The sequence below is a fragment of the Exiguobacterium sp. s35 genome, from assembly GCF_018617535.1.
Classification (GTDB): domain Bacteria; phylum Bacillota; class Bacilli; order Exiguobacteriales; family Exiguobacteriaceae; genus Exiguobacterium; species Exiguobacterium aestuarii.
This window is the reverse complement of the sequence record NZ_JACSKI010000009.1, coordinates 1-18,177: the sequence shown is the minus strand read 5'-3', so window position 1 is coordinate 18,177 and position 18,177 is coordinate 1. Positions and strand designations below refer to the sequence as shown.

Genomic DNA, 18,177 nt, shown 5'->3' with positions numbered 1-18,177 from the left:
AGAATTTGATATAGCTCTTAAATTGACGAAGCTTGCGCTTCATTCAAAAATTGTAAAACTTTTTTTGCCTCATCGTTCAGTTTTCAAAGTTCGTCTGCCGCTCTTGGCGACTTAAATATCTTACCAAGTGAAGAACAAAAGGTCAATCACTTTTTAAAATATTTTTTATTTTGTTCGTCGCTTATCTCGGCGACGTCTATTAATATATCAGTAAAATAATAACCGCGCAACCCTTTTTATAAAAAAGTTTAAAGAAATTTATCTATCTATGCTCGTACTGTTCGCGCCTCAATTTTCTCTTCATTATATACGGCTAAAAATAAAAGAAGGCGAGCCAACGGCTTCGCCTTATGAACGTAGAGACGATAAAGATACATTTCGTTTTTTTGCCTCTTTTAAATAGAAGAAGTAGAGAGCTTCTGCCTGCTTTACTTGAGCCGCTAATTCCCCCGTATCTTCGATGCTAACCTCAAGCATACGGCGTTTTGACTCAAACTTAGATTTCGCTTCCATCAACTCATTAAGTAGTCGTTGATCATAATCATCTTTTAACGACTTACGAAACCACTTCATAACTCTCTTCTACCTTCCATCGCTCGAGACAAGGTCACTTCGTCCGCATACTCCAAATCCCCACCGACCGGTAGCCCATGCGCGAGACGCGTTACGCGAATTCCTGTTGGCTTAAGCAGACGTGATAAATACATTGAAGTCGCTTCTCCTTCAATATTTGGATTCGTTGCTAAAATCACTTCTTGAATCGCTTCATTCTCTTGTAAACGTGTCAGCAAGCTTGAAACGTTGATATCCTCCGGACCAATCCCCTCCATTGGACTAATAGCTCCATGAAGAACATGATATTTCCCTCGGTACTCTCTCATTTTCTCCATGGCAATCACGTCTCTTGAATCTTGGACCACACAAACTACCGTTTCATCCCGATGTGAGTCTTTACAGATAGCACATGGATCAATATCTGTAATATGACCGCACACGGTACAATATTTGATGTCCCGTTTCGCACTGACGAGAGCCTTCGCAAACGTTAAAACATCGTCTTCTTCCATATCTAGTACATGGAAAGCCAAACGCACTGCAGTTTTTGGACCGATTCCAGGTAGCTTCGTAAAACTCTCAATCAATCGTCCAATGGCTTCAGGGTATTGCAACTCGCATCGATCCTTTCTTTACTTAAAAGCCTGGGAGATTCATCCCTTGTGTGAAACGTCCCATTTTATCATTTACAAGCTGATCAGCTTGCTTCATCGCATCATTGATCGCTGCTAAGACAAGATCTTGTAACATATCTACATCGTCAGGATCGACGACATCTTCTGCAATAATGACATCTAAGACTTCTTTATGACCGCTGACGACAACTTTTACCATGCCGCCTCCCGCAGTACCTTCTACCGATAGCTCTTTTAATTCTTCTTGAGCTTTCGCCATATCTTTTTGCATTTTTTGCATTTGTTTCATCATGTTATTCATATTTCCCATTCCACGCATTCAGAGCGCCTCCCTTATGTTTCTTCGATTTCAACAACATCGCCAAAACGTTCCATCGCCTGTGCAACCAGTGGATCCTCAGTTTCCGGCTCTTCGACTTGTTCTGTCCGCTCTGCTTGTTTTTGAAGGATGAACTCATTTTTCAATTCATTCCAATCCGTTTCAAGCACCGCCATGATTTCACGACGAATTCCCGTAACTTCAAACAACGCCTGTTCGATCACATCACGCGTACGACCATTCGAACTTACTTGTTCATAGTGCCATGTCATTCCATCTTTAAATTGTACCAGTAAGGTGTCACTTGCACAAAGGACAGCCTCACTTTCATAGAAGAGTGCAAAAATTGGACCATCCTGTATTCGGATGTTCGTCATGATGTCGCCCCAACTATCGCGAATCGCATTCAAGTGCTGTCGCTCAGCCCGCTGAAGCAGTTGGCGAATCCGTTCTTTCGGTACTCGGATTTGAGTACGCTTCGGAGCAGGCTTCGGCTTTTCTACTTCCACGCCTGTCACAGACACACCATTTTTCTTCACTTCATTCAATTCGCGGCTCAATTCACGCACTTGATCTTGTAGCTGTGTCATCTGTTCACTAATCGTCCGACCTTGTTCCGCAATTCGAATGAATGTCAATTCCACCAACACTTTGGGATGATTCGATAACCTCATCTGTTGCTGGCAATCATTCAGTTCTTCAATCACTTGGAATAATTCGTCCGTCGAGGTCGCTTCGACAAACTGACGGAATTCATCGGTTGGACGAGCGCGTTCTAATAAGTCGGCAGCTTGCGGAGATGCTTTTAAAAGTAGTGCATCCCGATGGACGAACACCAAATCTTCAATGAATCGTTTTAAGTCTTTTCCTTCGCGTAGCATCATTTCAAGTGTACTCAAAATCGCATTTAACTCTTTTTTCTGTAGACCATATGCCATTTCAAGCAATGTTTCATCCGTTACAGCACCTGTTACTTCTAAAACCGCTTCTTCTGTCAGGCGACCATCACTAAATGCCAATGCCTGATCAAGTAAACTAAGGGCATCTCGCATTCCGCCATCAGCAGCCCGCGCGATTAATTTCAACGCTTCTGGATCATAGTCATGGTCTTGATCATTTAAAATATACGCCATCCGGGTCTGCAATTGACTCACTTCATGTCGTTTAACGTCAAAGCGCTGACACCGAGAAATGATTGTTGCCGGAATTTTGTGCGGTTCTGTCGTTGCCAAAATAAAAATCGCATGTGCTGGCGGCTCTTCGAGCGTCTTCAGCAATGCATTGAATGCGCCTGTTGACAACATATGCACTTCATCAATGATATATACTTTGTAACGACCTTGAGACGGTGGATATTTAACCTTGTCTCGAATTTCTCGAATTTCGTCAACTCCGTTATTTGATGCTGCATCGATTTCGAACACGTCTGGACTCGTACCTTCCGTGATGGCGATACACGTCGGACAGGTATTACACGGTTCACGTGTCGGTGCACTTTCACAGTTTATTGCCTTGGCAATGATTTTCGCCAAACTCGTCTTCCCTGTCCCGCGCGGACCTGAAAACAGATATGCGTGTGACATCCGCTCCTCTAGTAGAGCGTTTTGAATCGTACGTGTGATATGAACTTGACCGACGACCTCTTGAAATGACTGAGGTCTGTATACCCGATATAATGCTTGATACGCCATGAGTTCGCCTCCTTCCCCACTTTTCTTCTCTATCTCATCATACAAAAAAATCTACAGCCCTGGGGCCATAGATTGAAGTTATAAAATAAATCTGCCGCGCACCGATTTCTGAAAGCACGTCAACATGCGTTACTCATGCAGTTTGCTCAGTCCAAGCACCCCTGCGGCACACGGTACGTCACCACTTAAGGCTGCTTCCTTCCGGACCTGACCTGGTTCATGGGTGACCGTTGCGCAGGACTCAGACGTCAACGCCACTTACATAAGGCAGACCACACCAGCGCACTCCCTCGAATCGGGATTCAGTCTCGCTACAGCGGATTGCGAGTGACAGGGCACCGCTACCTCCCCACCTAGCACGGCAAATGGGTAAATGAAATTATGCACTATCTCGAGTGCTATTACATTATACTGTTTAATCGATTGGGTTGCAACCTCTCTGATGAAGTCGTTCTTGTTTCTTCCTTTCTCTGAGCGCTCGGAAGAAATCAGTCAGAAGCTGTCCACATTCTTCTGCTAAAACATTTTCTGTCACGTCGGCCTGATGATTGAATCGTTCATCCTGTACTAAATTCATCAACGTGCCACAACAACCACCTTTCGGATCATGCGCACCGAAGATCACCCGCTTCACTCGGGATAACACAATGGCTCCTGCACACATCGGACAAGGTTCGAGCGTAACGTATAACTCACAATCTTCTAATCGCCAATTCCCTAATGCTTCATTCGCTGCTTCAATCGCAATCATCTCAGCATGAGCCGCAGCCAAGAGATCTGTTTCACGACGGTTATGACCGGTCGCAATCACCTCATCTCCCTTTACAATCACACAGCCAATCGGTACCTCACCAATAGCTTCTGCTTTCTTCGCTTCTTCGATGGCTAACTGCATAAATCGTTCATCACGCTCCATCGTTTCACCTCATTTCTTATTTAACACTATGAAAAAAAATGAAAATCAAATCCCTCGCCATATCCCTCGCATTGTGTGCTAGAATGGAACTTGCACTTTGGATAATGGAGGATGACATCATATGTTTATAACGGTAGAAGGACCGATTGGTGTCGGGAAAACATCACTGGCCCATATCATCAGTCAGCATTTCTCGATGCAGATGCTGAATGAAATTGTAGAAGAGAACCCATTTCTCGGCAAGTTTTATGAAGATATCGAAGAATGGAGTTTCCAAACGGAAATGTTCTTCTTATGCAATCGATTCAAGCAGTTGGATGATATTCATAAACACCACTTGAGTCAACAGCAATCCGTCGTTTCGGACTATCATATTTTCAAAAACTTGATTTTTGCTCATCGTTCATTGAAACCGGCACATCTCAACAAATACGAGCAGATTTATAAGATTTTGACACATGATATGCCGAAACCTGATGTCGTCATTTACTTACACGCCAGCATTGAGACATTGATGAAACGAGTCGCCTTGCGTGGACGTGAAGTGGAAGAAAATATGTCCCGTGATTATCTCGAACAACTCGCTCACGATTATGAGACATTCGTAGAGTCGTATCGCGCGACCCATCCAGAAGTGAAAATCCTCTCATTCAGTGGGGATGAACTCGACTTCGTACACAACCCAAACGATTTGACACATGTCTTAAAGACAATTGAACGTGAATTAGAATTGACTAAAGGAGCACAATTAAAATGAAGCTGATTGATAAATATAACATCCCGAACGATACAATCATTACAATCGGTGGAATGGTTGGAATCGGGAAATCAACGATCACCAATTCGTTAGCCGATGCATTGAACTTCCGAACGTCTTTAGAGAAAGTAGATACGAACCCTTACCTCGATAAATTCTATCATGATTTCGAGCGTTGGAGTTTCCATCTTCAAATTTACTTCTTGGCTGAACGTTTCAAAGAACAAAAGAAAATCTTCCAATACGGTGGCGGCTTCATTCAAGACCGTTCAATCTATGAAGATACAGGTATCTTCGCAAAAATGCATTACGAAAAAGGGACGATGTCACCAACAGACTACGAAACGTATTCAAGTTTGTTCGAGGCTATGGTGTTAACACCATTCTTCCCACACCCAGATTTATTGATTTACCTTGAAGGTTCGTTCGAACAAGTCCTTGAACGCATCCAGATGCGCGGTCGCGAGATGGAGCAACAAACACCGATTGCATATTGGGAAGAGATGTACGAGCGCTATACAGAATGGATTAACAACTTTAATCTGTGCCCAGTACTACGCCTTTCGATCGAAGACTACGACCTCATCAATGACCCTGATTCAGTCGAACTCATCCTTGAAAAAATTGAAAAGCAACTGACGGTTGCTCGCGAAGCAAAAGTTAGATAATCGAAAGAAGGATTACGCCATGAAAAGCGTAATCCTTCTTTTTATACATAAAAAATCCACAGCGATGATGTCTGTGGATACAAAAAATGCATCTGCCTCTGCAGATGCCCGATTGAAAGCGGAGTTGGTGGGATTCGAACCCACGCGAGCCTTGCGACTCCTAACGGATTTCGAGTCCGTCCCCTTCAGCCGGACTTGGGTACAACTCCAGGCCTAAAAAAGTGTAAAAAAAAGAAAGTGGAGGAGGTGGTGGGATTCGAACCCACGCAGGCTGTTACACCCCTGACGGTTTTCAAGACCGTTCCCTTAAACCACTTGGGTACACCTCCAAAAGATATAAAATTGTGTGAGCCTCCAAAAAAGAAATGGAGGAGGTGGTGGGATTCGAACCCACGCAGGCTGTTACACCCCTGACGGTTTTCAAGACCGTTCCCTTAAACCACTTGGGTACACCTCCAAAGCTCATATACAATTCGTGAGCAACAGTGTCGCTCGACATGATTTATAGTACCAAGTGAAGAGACAGATGTCAAACCCTTTTGTGAAAAAACATTAAAAAAATTAAGCAGCCCCAAAATCGAGGCTGCTCAAGCGTTTAGTTCGGCATTTCAATCTTTTCTTTCCCACCCATATAAGGGCGAAGCACTTCTGGGATGACGACTGATCCGTCTGCTTGTTGGTAGTTTTCCAAAATCGCTGCAACTGTTCGACCGACTGCCAATCCTGACCCGTTCAATGTGTGGACAAACTCTGGTTTTGCATTGGCATCACGACGGAAGCGAATTCCAGCACGACGCGCTTGGAAATCTTCAAAGTTAGAGCAAGAAGAAATCTCACGATACATTCCTTGTGCTGGCATCCACACTTCGATGTCATATTTTTTAGCAGCTGTGAATCCGAGGTCCGCCGTACACATGCTGAGTACTTGGTACGGAAGTCCGAGACGTTTCAATACTTCTTCAGCATGCCCTGTCAACAATTCCAATTGTTCATATGACTCTTCTGGTTTCACGAAGCGGACGAGCTCAACTTTATTGAATTGGTGCTGGCGAATCAAGCCACGCGTATCACGACCCGCTGAACCAGCTTCAGAACGGAAGTTGGCGCTATAAGCTGTATACGTGATTGGAAGCTGCGTTTCCGGAATGATTTCTTCACGGTGCATGTTTGTGACTGGCACTTCAGCTGTCGGAACGAGGAAGTAGTTTGTGTCCGCTACTTTAAACGCATCTTCTTCAAATTTAGGAAGTTGACCTGTTCCAATCATCGAATCACGATTGACCATGTACGGCGGCAATACTTCTGAGTAACCATGCTCGTCTGAATGAAGGTCCATCATAAAGTTGATGAGTGCACGTTCTAAGCGGGCACCTAACCCTTTATAGAAAACAAAGCGGCTACCCGTTACTTTCCCTGCTCGTTCCACATCGACGATTTTAAGGTCTTCCATCACGTCCCAATGTTGCTTCGGCTCGAAGTCAAAATCAGGCTTTGTTCCGATTTCGCGAATCGTCACGTTATCATCCTCCGTCTCGCCGATTGGAGTTGATTCGTGTGGGATGTTCGGAATGCTGAGCAAGATCAAGTTGAGTTCAGCCTCTACTTCTCGTAACTCTTCATCTAGCAATTTGATTTCATCCCCAAGACGGCGTGTTTCCAAAATCGGACCTTCCGCATCCTGTTTGTTCCGTTTTAATTCAGCGATTTGTTTCGTCGCTTCATTGCGTTTTGCTTTCTTTACTTCCACTTCGTTAATTAAGTCACGACGCTTTTCCTCTAACTGCGGGAAGCGGTCAAGTGCACTCAAATCTTCTCCACGGTAAGCTAACTTTTCTTTGATTCCTTCAAAATCTTGTCGTAAACGTTTAATGTCTAACATTGCTGTTCCTCCTTTTTCATATAAAAAGGCGGCACGTCCCTTTCCCGTAGGAAAGGGACGAACCACCTTGGATCCGCGTTGCCACCCTCGTTGCCCAAATGCTTGAGCCACTCGATGCACGTAACGTGTGCCAAACGTGACCTGTTTCCAAGTCAATGCTCCGAGACCGATTCGGTTACGCCATCTCACTAGTTTGCACCAACCACTAGCTCTCTGTCAGTAGACGTACGTAACGTACTTATTCTCATCATTGCATCTGTCATTGAATTAATCTTACTTTACAACATCTGAACTTGTTCGACAAGACTGATTTTTCCAAGTGCTAATCGGATTTGATCGAGGAATTCAAAGAACGCTCGCGTCATTCTCGTCAAGAACGAAGCCGTATCAACCGACTCTGCCGTGACAAGCATCGTCTTCGGGGGAGTCTCTCCTTCTAAGTAACGAACTTGATCGGAAGAATCAATCGTGACTACGCCCGCCTGTGTATCGACCTTGATTGGAGCCTCTAATTCGAGCAGTTCAACTTGCGGCTCCGGGACAGGCTTCCCTTTTTCGACCAACACTTCAAAGTCATTCGTCGTCCGTACAGCAACTTGTTCTGTTTCACCTTGAGAAACTTTCGCCGTTTTCGAAATCGTTTCACCTGTCCGTAAGATTGGTGTCATGACGAAATCCGCATACGCATAGTCATGTAATGCTTTCGTCGCTGCATAGCGTCCCTCGTCAGATGGTGCACCAAGAACGACCGATAACACAGTGCGACCATCCCGTGTGGACACACCGACAAAGCAATAGCCTGCTTCATTCGTTGTTCCTGTCTTGAAACCGAGCATCCCTGGATAGGCAAGGTCACGATCGGAGAGCATCCGATTCGTCGCATCAAAGCGAACACCGTCGACATCCACATATGCCCGTTTTGTCACGTCGAGTACTTCCGGATAAGTCGTCAAATATGCAATCGCCAATTTCATTAAATCGTTAGCCGACGTCAAATTGTCTCCTGGTAGACCGGCTGATACAGAATCGAGTCCCGATGCATTCGCAAACGTCGTTTGTGTCATTCCTAGTTCATCGGCCCGGCGATTCATTTCTTTGACGAACGCCTCCTCTGAACCAGACACTGCTTCCCCAAGCGTCACAGCCGCTTCATTCGCCGAACGAATTAACGCTGCATCGTATAACTCTTTGATGGTATACGGTTTATTCAATAGCGGGATTCGTGCCAAGCCCGGTTTTCTCGTCAATGCCAATGCAGCATCGCTCGGTGTAATCTCTTGATTCCAACTGAGCTTTCCTTCCTCGATTGCCTCACGCGTCAAAAATGCCGTCATCAGTTTCGTGATTGAAGCGGGCTGAAGCATGGCATCTTCTTGTTTCGTAAACAGAACCTGTCCTGTCGTCACGTCTACAAGCATTGCGCTCGCCGCGTCAACTTTCGGTGCGGCCGCAGAGGCGACTGAAGGTACGATTACTTGTACAAGCAATATGGCAATAAACAACATGATTAAATAGCGAGCCTTCACATCATTTCCCCTTTCTGTACGCTTCTTTGTTCAGTGTAACAAAAAATAAGTTTGAAGGACCCCCTTTTTATGAGGTCCCCCAAACTTATGCATATTGCTTCTGATTTTCTTTGACCATCTCGATAAAATAGCGATGCAATGATAGATCTTCCGTCAACTCTGGATGGAACGAACAAGCCAGGTACTGGTTGTAACGAACTGCTACAATCGCTTCCTCGACTTCAGCGAGCACGTCCACTTCCGGTTCGACTCGCGCCACTTGTGGGGCACGAATAAAGACCGCTTCGACTGGCTCCTCGATTCCTTTTACCGGAAGATCGACTTCAAAACTGTCGACCTGACGTCCGAATGCATTGCGTTTTACCGTCATCGGAATTTTCTTTAAGTGAGCATCATAGCCTTCGACTTCATTTGCGAGAAGAATCATACCGGCACATGTGCCGAACATCGGTAACGTCTCCATGTCACGAAGTGGCTCAAGTAACTCATAGCGGTCGAGTAGGCGTCGCATCGCGGTACTTTCTCCACCTGGTAACACTAATCCATCGATCGCTTTCAAGTCTTCTAACGAGCGGACGACAACCGTCTGCGCACCGAGCGCTTCAAGCATGCGAACATGCTCACGTATTGCGCCCTGCATCCCTAATACGCCAATCGTCACCATCTTACCAGCCTCGTGGCGCCATAAGTTCTTCATCTTTTAGCGTACGGACGTCGAGTCCTTTCATCGCCTCACCCAATCCTTTTGAAAGGTGTGCAATCCGCTCATAATCGTCGTGGTATGTTGTTGCTTCAACGATGGCACGTGCGAATTTTTCTGGGCTCTCCGCTTTGAAAATTCCAGATCCGACAAAAACGCCGTCTGCTCCGAGGTGCATCATCAAGGCTGCATCCGCTGGTGTTGCGATTCCACCCGCTGCAAAGTTAACGACTGGAAGACGGCCTGCTTCACGGATTTGCATAAGCACTTCAAATGGTGCTCCGAGGTCACGAGCCTCTGTCATAACTTCATCTACGCTCATCGACAAGAGACGCTTCACTTGTGCTTGTACTGTACGCATGTGACGAACCGCTTCCACGATGTTCCCCGTTCCCGGCTCACCTTTTGTACGAATCATTGCTGCACCTTCGCCGATTCGACGTGCCGCTTCACCAAGGTCACGCGCTCCACATACGAACGGCGCTGTATAGTCGCGTTTGTACAAATGGAACTCTTCATCTGCTGGCGTCAATACTTCACTCTCATCGATAAAGTCGACCCCCATCGACTCAAGGACACGAGCTTCAGCGATATGACCGATACGGCATTTCGCCATAACCGGAACAGATACTGCTCCCATGACATCTTCAATGATTGTTGGATCAGCCATACGGGCAACACCGCCCATTTTGCGGATATCCGAAGGTACACGTTCAAGCGCCATGACAGCAACCGCACCGGCAGCTTCAGCGATTTTTGCCTGTTCCGCGTTGATGACGTCCATGATGACGCCACCTTTTTGCATTTCTGCCATCCCGCGTTTTACTTTATCTGTTCCCACTTGTCTCTTTTCCATTGAAATCCCTCCATTGGTTCATGTTCTACTTGCTAGTATAAGCCGGATTGACTATATTAAAAGTGCCAGATTCTTATTTTTTAAAGTGGTCAGTTTAGATAAAGGACTCTATTGCCACTATCAAGAACGTGTTGAAGTATGAAGGAGGAATCAGTATGTTAGACCGTGACCCGTTTGAAGGAGGCAATCGCGCCTCATTTGGTACACCTGGAATTGTCTCATTCTTGATTATCATCGGCTTTCTCTTGTACTTCTTTTTCGGTTCGTAAAGAAAGGAACGTCATCTCATGGATATGCTTACTTTTTCACTTGAACAAGACTCGTCCATCCCACTATATGAGCAATTGTATAAACATATTCGCGAAGCCATCGTCGACGATACGTTAAAAACAGGTACCAAGCTACCTTCGAAGCGTAAACTCTCCCAATTTCTAGATGTATCTCAGACGACGGTCGAATTCGCCTATGCTCAGTTACTCGCCGAAGGATATATCGAATCCATTCCTCGGAAGGGGTTTTATGTGTTGCCGCAAGAGGAACTATACGTCCGGCGATCAAGTAGCACCATCACACCATCACCACCTAAAAAGACGTATACGTACGATGTGTCGCCAAGCCAAATCGATACAACGGCTTTTCCGTTTGAACGTTGGAAACGACAAATTAAAAACGTCGTCGATGAGGTTCATCATGAGTTGCTCGCGTTAGGACCCGTTCAGGGGGATCTTGAATTACGTCAGGAAATTGCGACCTATCTCTATCATTCGCGAGGCGTTCAGTGCTCACCTGAACAGATTATCGTCGGGTCAGGGACCGAACAACTATTGCCACAACTATTAGATTTATTACCCGATGCCTCGGTGTTTGGAATTGAAGATCCCGGTTATCCACTCACGCGTCTTTTATTCGAGCAACAAGGGCGCACCTCCATCCCGATTCCAGTAGACGACAGTGGGGTTTGTGTAAGTGAGCTTGAACGTCATGCCATTGATGCGCTATACGTGACACCTGCCCATCAATTTCCGACAGGGACTGTCTTATCCGTCAGTCGACGCCAGCGCCTGTTGAATTGGGCGCTCGTTCACCAAACGTATATCATAGAGGACGATTATGACAGCGAGTTCCGCTATAGTGGTAAACCCATCCCATCTCTTCAAAGCATGGACCCGAACGAACGTGTCATTTATATCAGTACGTTTTCAAAATCACTCATGCCTTCTCTTCGTATCGGGTATATGGTGTTACCGACGCCTCTTCTGAATCGTTACCGTGAGCGGCACCATTATTTTACGTGTAGCGTCCCTCGATTTGAGCAACATACGTTGGCACTGTTCATGTCGAGCGGTGATTTTGAAAAACATTTGAATCGGATGCGAAAAATCTATCGCCGTAAGTTAGAAATCGTGCTCACTACCTTCCGCCCGTTCGAACCGACTGTCATCGTGACAGGTGCAAGTGCCGGATTGCATGTTGTATTGACCGTCGTCACAGACCGAACAGAGCAAGAGTTGAAGCAGTCGGCTGAATCTTTCGGTATCGCCATAAAATCGATGAACGACTATCGCATCGTACATCCGGACTCGCATAAACAATTTTTGTTTGGCTTTGCGCACTTACCCGAATCATCTTTACCGAACGTGATTGATCAGTTGATGAACGCATGGGCAATTCCGAGAGGAGCGATTACATGAAGCGACATCTTCGATGGATCATCGGAATCCTTTTAATCGGCAGTGGCCTTTTCTTTTTAACAAGTTCGATTTGGAAAGAGAATATCGCTAGCTCAACCAGTGAATATGTCATTGAACATATGGAACTACAAGACGAGATTGAGGTTGAAGCGAGTTATAATTTCGCCTCGGTCACTCCTCTTTCCTTAGCGGACGTCTTACAAGCGCGCAATCGTTTTCATCATTTACCGACAATCGGTGTCATTTCCATTCCAGATGTTTCACTGGAGCTCCCAGTCATAAAAGGATTAGATGATGAGAGTCTCGCTGTCGGAGCAGGAACCATGCATCCCGATCAACAAATGGGAAAAGGCAATTACGCACTAGCCGGTCATTATTTACAACATGCGGACGCTCTATTCGGTCCGCTCCATAAAGTCGATGTTGGTATGAAAATCTATCTTCGAGATGCTGCACACACTTACGAATACATCGTGACATCGCTTGAAACCGTCTCTCCTGAACAAGTTGATGTATTGGATGAAACAGCTACTCCTACCCTTACATTAATCACTTGTACGTTCGATACGACGGAGCGACTCATCGTCAAAGGTTCACTCGTCACTACTGAATCATAACCGCATCTCCTCAACCAACAGGAGACGCGGTTATTTATTGTTTTTTCAAAAACATATTGTTAGCGCTTACAACTTCCGCTAAACTATTTTTGAAAACGTTTGCATAAAATTGTGCAATTTAACTCAAACAAAAGAGGTGTCTCATGAAGAAAAAAACTGCTCGTCAGGCTTCGACTTTATTCCTGTCCGGTGCATTGCTCATTCAAGCCGGGGTTCCGATGAACGCATTAGCTGAACCGACTGCCATCACAATTGATGGGGTAAAAACAGATTGGGCTAATATTCCCGCCCTCGCGAGTTCTCCCACTGCTGGATGGCAAGGGTTCGATGTCGGTGATTTATACATAAACAATGATGCGCAACACCTATATTTCTACGTAGATGCGAACAATGTCCCGAACTGGGGAGATAACGGGCAATACATAAATATTGCGCTCCAAATCAATGATGAAGATTCTGGTGTATCTACTAATCCACTCGGGTATCCATTTGATTTTAAAGGTGTCGACAAGGCACCTCAGTACCATATTCTCGTCCGAGTCGATGGTGATCAGAACGTAAAAGAGGCTGCTCTTTATCAGGCTGGTCAAGAGAAACCACTTTTACAATTGAATCAGTTGAACGGTGCGGCTTTTGCCTTAGACCGAACGAAAGGATTTGAAGGAAAAGTTCCTCTGCCATTGCTCGGCTTAAACAATGGTGATCAAGTTCGTGCCTTAACTGTATTGAGTGGAAACAACGCTGGAGAGCATGGGGCGTTCGATACGATTCCGAGCAACGCTTCCAATCAATTAGCCAATAGTTGGAACGTGTCTGCCACGCCATCCTCACAATCTGTTTATAGTGCCCCGTTCACTTTAAATGGGGTAGAGACGATTGACCAACTTGAAGTTGCGTCCGTGACCCCGGCCTCATCATCAATTGATGTGGATGTGTCTGCTCCAATCACATGGACATTTAATGAACCCGTCCGTCTCGATTCGGCATCGGTCACCTTACAACAAGGGGAGACGCGTGTCCCCGTTGATGTGACGACGAACGGGACGAGCGTGACACTTCAACCGAAAGAAGCTCTCGCTCTTAATACATCCTATACGGCCATCATTCCAGAAGGTGCGGTGACCGGAACGATTTCGAATACGACACTCCCGGCATTGACGACTACTTTCAAAACAGCAACAAAACTCGCGGATCCTTGGGAAACGACACGCTATATCGAAATGAAATATGTCCGTGCCGATCATGACTATACAGATTGGAACTTATGGACATGGAGTACAGGAAAAAAAGACGGACAAGTCGATCCATACCGGATAACTGACGATGGGGCCATCTTCCGTATCCCAGTCGGTCAAGACGCCACGAAAGTCGGGTTTGTCATTCGAAAAGGTACGGACTGGGCCGTTAAGGATGCTTATGGAGAAGACAGATACGTCACGCTCGGAGAAGACCGCGTCACGAAGGTCGTCGTCGAAAGCGGAAAAGGTGCCTTCCACCAAGTTCCGACAATCAGTGGTCCCGAATACGGTACAGATGGAATTCAATTCTTCTACCGTGATGTAGCGCTCTATGAATCAGGAGAAATGGACGAAATCGATCAGGTCGCACTCAAAATCAATAATGAGACGTATCCGATGACTTATGAGCCAGAAAACGAGTGGTTCCGCCATACAATACGCTTACCTGAAGGAATCCATGACTACACGTATCTCGTCACGAAGGACGGCGTCACGACCGAAGTAAAAGACCCCTATTTCGAGGCTTCTCAAATCGAATATCGTCAACCGACCGTCACACTCACTTCTTCTGTCAGTCCGAAAGCCATCAGCTCTCGTGAAAATGCGGTCGTTCGAGTAAAACCGTCCTTGCCGAAAGGTGTGACACTCCGAGAACTCTACATCGATGCACGCCCACTTGGTGGTCCTGAAAAGTTACACATCGATCGTGCGTTAAACGCCCAAACCATCGCGGTGAAAGATACGGTCAAACCTGGAAATAAGACGCTTTCCGTCACTGCAATCGACCAATATGGAAACGTTCATCGCTCGACAACAACGGTTCGTGTCGTCCCTAAAACGATGATGGAAAAACAAGCGTTTGATTGGGATGAGGCGCGCATCTATTTTATGCTCACGGACCGTTTCTATAACGGAGATTTATCCAATGACAACCCGAATCGTGAGTACTATGACAAAGATCATCCTGAATCTTACCATGGCGGCGATTTTGCAGGTGTTACGAAAAAACTCGATTATTTAGATGATCTTGGAATCAATACGATTTGGATCACGCCAATTGTGGATAACATCGATTGGGATTTACGATATGGAAAAGACGGATCTCAGTATGGATATCATGGATATTGGGCCAAGAACTTTGAAAAGCTCGATGAACATCTCGGAGATATGGCCGCCTTCCATAAACTGATTGATGAAGCGCATAAACGTGGAATGAAAATTATGGTCGACGTCGTCTTGAACCATCCTGGCTATGGCATGGAACCTGGGGCAAGCTCATCTGTCACAAACTTCCCAACGGATGCAGAACGACAAGTATTTGATGGAATGATTCGTGAAAATCCGGTCGACGGAGACGATCTCAAAATGTCGCTATCCGGTCTTCCCGACTTCAAGACGGAAGAAGCTGCCGTTCGGGAACAATTGGTGAAATGGCAGACAGATTGGATCAAACGATCGAAAACGAAAAAAGGCAACACGATTGATTACTTCCGTGTCGATACGGTCAAACACGTGGACTCCACAACATGGAAATCCTTTAAAAATGAATTAACAGCAATCAAGCCGAATTTCAAATTGATTGGGGAGCACTACGGGGCGAGTATCAACAATACAGGCGGCTACTTAAGAAGTGGTCAAATGGATTCCTTGCTCGACTTTGATTTTAAATATCAAGCTGAACGATTCGTGAATGGCAATATCGAAGACGTTGAAAAGGCACTTCAATATCGCAATACTCAATTATCGAACGAAGCGACGCTCGGACAATTCTTGAGTAGCCATGATGAAGACGGATTCCTTGTCTCGCGGGCAGGCGGGGATACTGGGAAGCAAATGGTCGCAGCCTCTCTTCAAATCACGGCGAAGGGTCAGCCTGTGATCTATTACGGAGAAGAGGTCGGTCAATCTGGGAAGCATGCGGGCGATATGGATCAAGGCGAGTTCAATGAAAATCGCTATGACTTCGACTGGTCTCGAGTCAAAGGTGAAGGGAAATCGATGCATACGCACTATCAAAAACTTTTGAATATCCGTGCAGACTATTCGCATGTATTCAGTAAAGGGACACGTTCGTCCATCGCTTCGAATTCTGAGGCTGGCTATTCAATCTTCAAACGAAGTTATGGAAAACAATCGGTTCTCGTCGGATTAAATACGAAAGAGAAAGCGCAAACTGTTTCCTTTAATACTTCATATAAAGCGAAAACCGTATTGATTGACCGATATAGCGGTAAACAATACATCGTTCAAAAGAATGGCAAAGCCACTGTCTCACTCCCTGCTCAAGATCAAGGTGGTACTGTGATTTTAGTAGAGAAGCGCAAATAAATAACCGCCATCCTGAGTGTACAGGATGGCGGCTTTTTACATTAGCGTGAGTAGTTCGGTGCTTCTTTTGTAATGTTGACATCGTGTGGGTGACTTTCTTGAAGGCCCGCACCTGTCATCCGAATAAATTGCGTGTCTTCACGAAGGGCACGGATATCGGCAGCGCCACAGTATCCCATACCTGAACGAAGACCACCAATCAATTGATAGACCGTGTCAGCAAGTTCTCCGCGATATGCGACACGTCCTTCGATTCCTTCTGGAACGAACTTTTTGTCTGCTTCTTGGAAGTAACGGTCTTGGCTACCGCGCTTCATCGATGCTTCAGATCCCATACCACGGTATGTCTTGAACTGACGACCTTGGTAAATTTCCATTTCGCCCGGGCTCTCTTTCACGCCGGCAAGCAAGCTACCAAGCATGACAGCGTTTGCTCCAGCAGCGATGGCTTTAACAATATCACCTGAGTACTTGATTCCACCGTCAGCGATGACTGAGACACCATGCTCTTTTGCTTCTGTAACACAATCATAGACAGCCGTGATTTGTGGAACACCAACACCTGCAACGACGCGTGTTGTACAAATTGAACCTGGTCCAATTCCGACTTTGATGACCGATGCTCCAGCTTCAATCAAAGCGCGTGTCGCTTCAGCAGTCGCTACGTTACCTGCGATGATTGGAAGTGATGGGAACGTATCGCGCAACTCACGAACTTTTTCAAGCACACCAGCCGAATGTCCATGTGCTGTGTCAATGACCAATGCATCTACGCCTGCTTCTACAAGTACTTGAGCACGTGAAGCCGCGTCTTTTGTCACACCGACTGCAGCTGCTACAAGAAGACGACCTTGCTTATCTTTTGCTGCGTTCGGGAACTGTTCGACCTTCTCGATATCTTTTGTTGTGATGAGACCTTTCAATACGCCAGCTTCATCGACAAGTGGAAGTTTTTCAATGCGGTGTTGGTGTAGAATACGCTCTGCTTCTTCAAGCGATGTACCTACTTTTGCAGTGATCAGGTTTTCCGTTGTCATAACATCCTTGATGACGGTTGAATAGTCTTTGATGAAGCGAAGATCACGATTCGTCAAAATACCAATTAATTTACGCTCTTCTTCTGAGTTGACGATTGGAACGCCAGAAATACGATACTTACTCATTAAATACTCAGCGTCATACACTTGACGATCTGGAGTTAAATAGAAAGGATTTGTGATGACACCATTCTCTGAGCGCTTAACGCGATCGACATGTTCAGCTTGCATTTCCATAGACATGTTCTTATGAATGACACCTAAACCGCCTTGACGGGCCATAGCAATCGCCATCGGAGCTTCCGTGACGGTATCCATGCCGGCACTGATGATTGGGATATTCAATTCTAATCCTTCACAGAGCTTTGTGCTTAAATCAACGTCACGTGGTAAAACATTTGAGAACCTCGGTACGAGTAATACATCATCAAACGTTAAACCTTCTTTTGCAAACTTATTTTCCCACATAAAAATTGATGGCCCCTTTCTCGTTCTACCTACATCTTTGTTTCGAAATATTTCTGTAATGGTAACAGGTATAACGCAAAAGTGCAATTCAATTCCCGATGTTCAGAAAGTTCAGAATTGTGTTCGTTCCTATCTAGAAGATGAGAATTGTTCGGAATTTCATGTGAATAGGGTGCTTAATATGGAGTTTGATTTCATAACGAACATAAAAAACGACCGAGCGTTATGCTCGGTCGTCCTCTGCGTTGTTGCCTGGCAACGTCCTATCCTCACAGGGGGAGATCCCCCAACTACTT

15 protein-coding genes, 3 tRNA genes, 1 other RNA gene and 1 other annotated feature are annotated in these 18,177 nt (G+C 45.6%); of the genes, 5 read left to right on the top strand and 14 right to left on the bottom strand.

Going from position 1 to position 18,177, the window contains the following annotated elements:
* Window positions 1-348 precede the first annotated feature (348 nt).
* The 6 genes from KNO75_RS14810 to tadA form a co-directional block, all read right to left on the bottom strand.
* Entirely contained in the window at window positions 349-573 is a 225-nt protein-coding gene (locus KNO75_RS14810) for a YaaL family protein (protein ID WP_214791283.1), read from the bottom strand.
* Window positions 570-1,169, bottom strand: coding sequence for a recombination mediator RecR (gene recR / locus KNO75_RS14805; protein ID WP_214791281.1), 600 nt, complete (start codon window positions 1,167-1,169; stop codon window positions 570-572). The genes KNO75_RS14810 and recR overlap by 4 nt, the downstream gene beginning before the upstream one ends.
* A 22-nt stretch (window positions 1,170-1,191) precedes the next feature.
* Window positions 1,192-1,509 carry a YbaB/EbfC family nucleoid-associated protein gene (locus KNO75_RS14800; protein WP_012727754.1) on the bottom strand — a complete coding sequence of 106 codons (318 nt, stop codon included), beginning with the start codon at window positions 1,507-1,509 and terminating at the stop codon, window positions 1,192-1,194.
* 14 nt (window positions 1,510-1,523) lie between these two features.
* A complete protein-coding gene (dnaX, locus tag KNO75_RS14795; RefSeq protein ID WP_214791279.1) occupies window positions 1,524-3,200 on the bottom strand; it encodes a DNA polymerase III subunit gamma/tau in 1,677 nt (558 codons plus the stop codon).
* A 94-nt stretch (window positions 3,201-3,294) separates the two neighbouring features.
* Window positions 3,295-3,562, bottom strand: an RNA gene (gene ffs / locus KNO75_RS14790) — signal recognition particle sRNA large type.
* A 53-nt stretch (window positions 3,563-3,615) separates the two neighbouring features.
* A complete protein-coding gene (tadA, locus tag KNO75_RS14785) occupies window positions 3,616-4,116 on the bottom strand; it encodes a tRNA adenosine(34) deaminase TadA (protein ID WP_214796697.1) in 501 nt (166 codons plus the stop codon).
* A gap of 121 nt (window positions 4,117-4,237) precedes the next feature.
* Here tadA and KNO75_RS14780 point away from each other — a divergent pair, with 121 nt between their 5' ends.
* Together KNO75_RS14780 and KNO75_RS14775 are read left to right on the top strand one after the other, a co-directional pair.
* Entirely contained in the window at window positions 4,238-4,873 is a 636-nt protein-coding gene (locus KNO75_RS14780; protein WP_214791275.1) for a deoxynucleoside kinase, read from the top strand.
* Window positions 4,870-5,541: a deoxynucleoside kinase gene (locus KNO75_RS14775; RefSeq protein ID WP_240542900.1), complete on the top strand. Its 672-nt coding sequence runs from the start codon at window positions 4,870-4,872 to the stop codon at window positions 5,539-5,541. The genes KNO75_RS14780 and KNO75_RS14775 overlap by 4 nt, the downstream gene beginning before the upstream one ends.
* Before the next feature lie 119 nt (window positions 5,542-5,660).
* On the opposite strand, the gene KNO75_RS14770 is transcribed toward KNO75_RS14775, so the two are convergent.
* The 7 genes from KNO75_RS14770 to pdxS form a co-directional block, all read right to left on the bottom strand.
* Window positions 5,661-5,750, bottom strand: a tRNA-Ser gene (locus tag KNO75_RS14770).
* Window positions 5,751-5,779: 29 nt separating this feature from the next.
* A tRNA-Ser gene (locus KNO75_RS14765) sits at window positions 5,780-5,870 on the bottom strand.
* Between the two features lie 37 nt (window positions 5,871-5,907).
* Window positions 5,908-5,998 (bottom strand) — tRNA-Ser (locus KNO75_RS14760).
* A gap of 138 nt (window positions 5,999-6,136) precedes the next feature.
* Window positions 6,137-7,420, bottom strand: coding sequence for a serine--tRNA ligase (gene serS / locus KNO75_RS14755; protein WP_214750034.1), 1,284 nt, complete (start codon window positions 7,418-7,420; stop codon window positions 6,137-6,139).
* Between the two features lie 50 nt (window positions 7,421-7,470).
* Window positions 7,471-7,680 (bottom strand) — a binding site (T-box leader).
* Window positions 7,681-7,698: 18 nt separating this feature from the next.
* Window positions 7,699-8,946 carry a D-alanyl-D-alanine carboxypeptidase family protein gene (locus KNO75_RS14750; RefSeq protein WP_214822463.1) on the bottom strand — a complete coding sequence of 416 codons (1,248 nt, stop codon included), beginning with the start codon at window positions 8,944-8,946 and terminating at the stop codon, window positions 7,699-7,701.
* 85 nt (window positions 8,947-9,031) lie between these two features.
* Window positions 9,032-9,610 (bottom strand): pyridoxal 5'-phosphate synthase glutaminase subunit PdxT, encoded by a 579-nt coding sequence (gene pdxT, locus KNO75_RS14745; protein WP_214791271.1) that lies wholly within the window; start codon window positions 9,608-9,610, stop codon window positions 9,032-9,034.
* Window position 9,611: 1 nt separating this feature from the next.
* Window positions 9,612-10,502, bottom strand: a complete 891-nt coding sequence (pdxS, locus tag KNO75_RS14740) for a pyridoxal 5'-phosphate synthase lyase subunit PdxS (RefSeq protein ID WP_214822461.1) — start codon at window positions 10,500-10,502, stop codon at window positions 9,612-9,614.
* 287 nt (window positions 10,503-10,789) lie between these two features.
* Between pdxS and pdxR the strand changes: the two genes are divergently transcribed.
* The 3 genes from pdxR (at window position 10,790) to KNO75_RS14725 (ending at window position 16,376) form a co-directional block, all read left to right on the top strand.
* Window positions 10,790-12,193, top strand: coding sequence for a MocR-like pyridoxine biosynthesis transcription factor PdxR (gene pdxR / locus KNO75_RS14735; protein WP_214822460.1), 1,404 nt, complete (start codon window positions 10,790-10,792; stop codon window positions 12,191-12,193).
* Entirely contained in the window at window positions 12,190-12,810 is a 621-nt protein-coding gene (locus KNO75_RS14730) for a class A sortase (protein WP_214818703.1), read from the top strand. The genes pdxR and KNO75_RS14730 overlap by 4 nt, the downstream gene beginning before the upstream one ends.
* A 143-nt stretch (window positions 12,811-12,953) precedes the next feature.
* The gene (locus tag KNO75_RS14725; RefSeq protein ID WP_214822455.1) at window positions 12,954-16,376 is read left to right on the top strand and encodes an alpha-amylase family glycosyl hydrolase; all 3,423 of its coding nucleotides are present in this window, start codon (window positions 12,954-12,956) and stop codon (window positions 16,374-16,376) included.
* A 41-nt stretch (window positions 16,377-16,417) separates the two neighbouring features.
* On the opposite strand, the gene guaB is transcribed toward KNO75_RS14725, so the two are convergent.
* Window positions 16,418-17,881 (bottom strand): IMP dehydrogenase, encoded by a 1,464-nt coding sequence (gene guaB, locus KNO75_RS14720; protein ID WP_214697315.1) that lies wholly within the window; start codon window positions 17,879-17,881, stop codon window positions 16,418-16,420.
* Window positions 17,882-18,177 lie beyond the last annotated feature (296 nt).

What these genes read in the sequence shown, in the direction of transcription:
- serS (WP_214750034.1), bottom strand. Translation starts at nt 7,420, where the DNA reads ATGTTAGACATTAAACGTTTACGACAAGATTTTGAAGGAATCAAAGAA.
- KNO75_RS14810 (WP_214791283.1), bottom strand. Translation starts at nt 573, where the DNA reads ATGAAGTGGTTTCGTAAGTCGTTAAAAGATGATTATGATCAACGACTA.
- pdxR (WP_214822460.1), top strand. Translation starts at nt 10,790, where the DNA reads ATGGATATGCTTACTTTTTCACTTGAACAAGACTCGTCCATCCCACTA.
- KNO75_RS14725 (WP_214822455.1), top strand. Translation starts at nt 12,954, where the DNA reads ATGAAGAAAAAAACTGCTCGTCAGGCTTCGACTTTATTCCTGTCCGGT.
- pdxS (WP_214822461.1), bottom strand. Translation starts at nt 10,502, where the DNA reads ATGGAAAAGAGACAAGTGGGAACAGATAAAGTAAAACGCGGGATGGCA.
- tadA (WP_214796697.1), bottom strand. Translation starts at nt 4,116, where the DNA reads ATGGAGCGTGATGAACGATTTATGCAGTTAGCCATCGAAGAAGCGAAG.
- pdxT (WP_214791271.1), bottom strand. Translation starts at nt 9,610, where the DNA reads ATGGTGACGATTGGCGTATTAGGGATGCAGGGCGCAATACGTGAGCAT.
- guaB (WP_214697315.1), bottom strand. Translation starts at nt 17,881, where the DNA reads ATGTGGGAAAATAAGTTTGCAAAAGAAGGTTTAACGTTTGATGATGTA.
- KNO75_RS14800 (WP_012727754.1), bottom strand. Translation starts at nt 1,509, where the DNA reads ATGCGTGGAATGGGAAATATGAATAACATGATGAAACAAATGCAAAAA.
- KNO75_RS14775 (WP_240542900.1), top strand. Translation starts at nt 4,870, where the DNA reads ATGAAGCTGATTGATAAATATAACATCCCGAACGATACAATCATTACA.
- KNO75_RS14730 (WP_214818703.1), top strand. Translation starts at nt 12,190, where the DNA reads ATGAAGCGACATCTTCGATGGATCATCGGAATCCTTTTAATCGGCAGT.
- dnaX (WP_214791279.1), bottom strand. Translation starts at nt 3,200, where the DNA reads ATGGCGTATCAAGCATTATATCGGGTATACAGACCTCAGTCATTTCAA.
- KNO75_RS14780 (WP_214791275.1), top strand. Translation starts at nt 4,238, where the DNA reads ATGTTTATAACGGTAGAAGGACCGATTGGTGTCGGGAAAACATCACTG.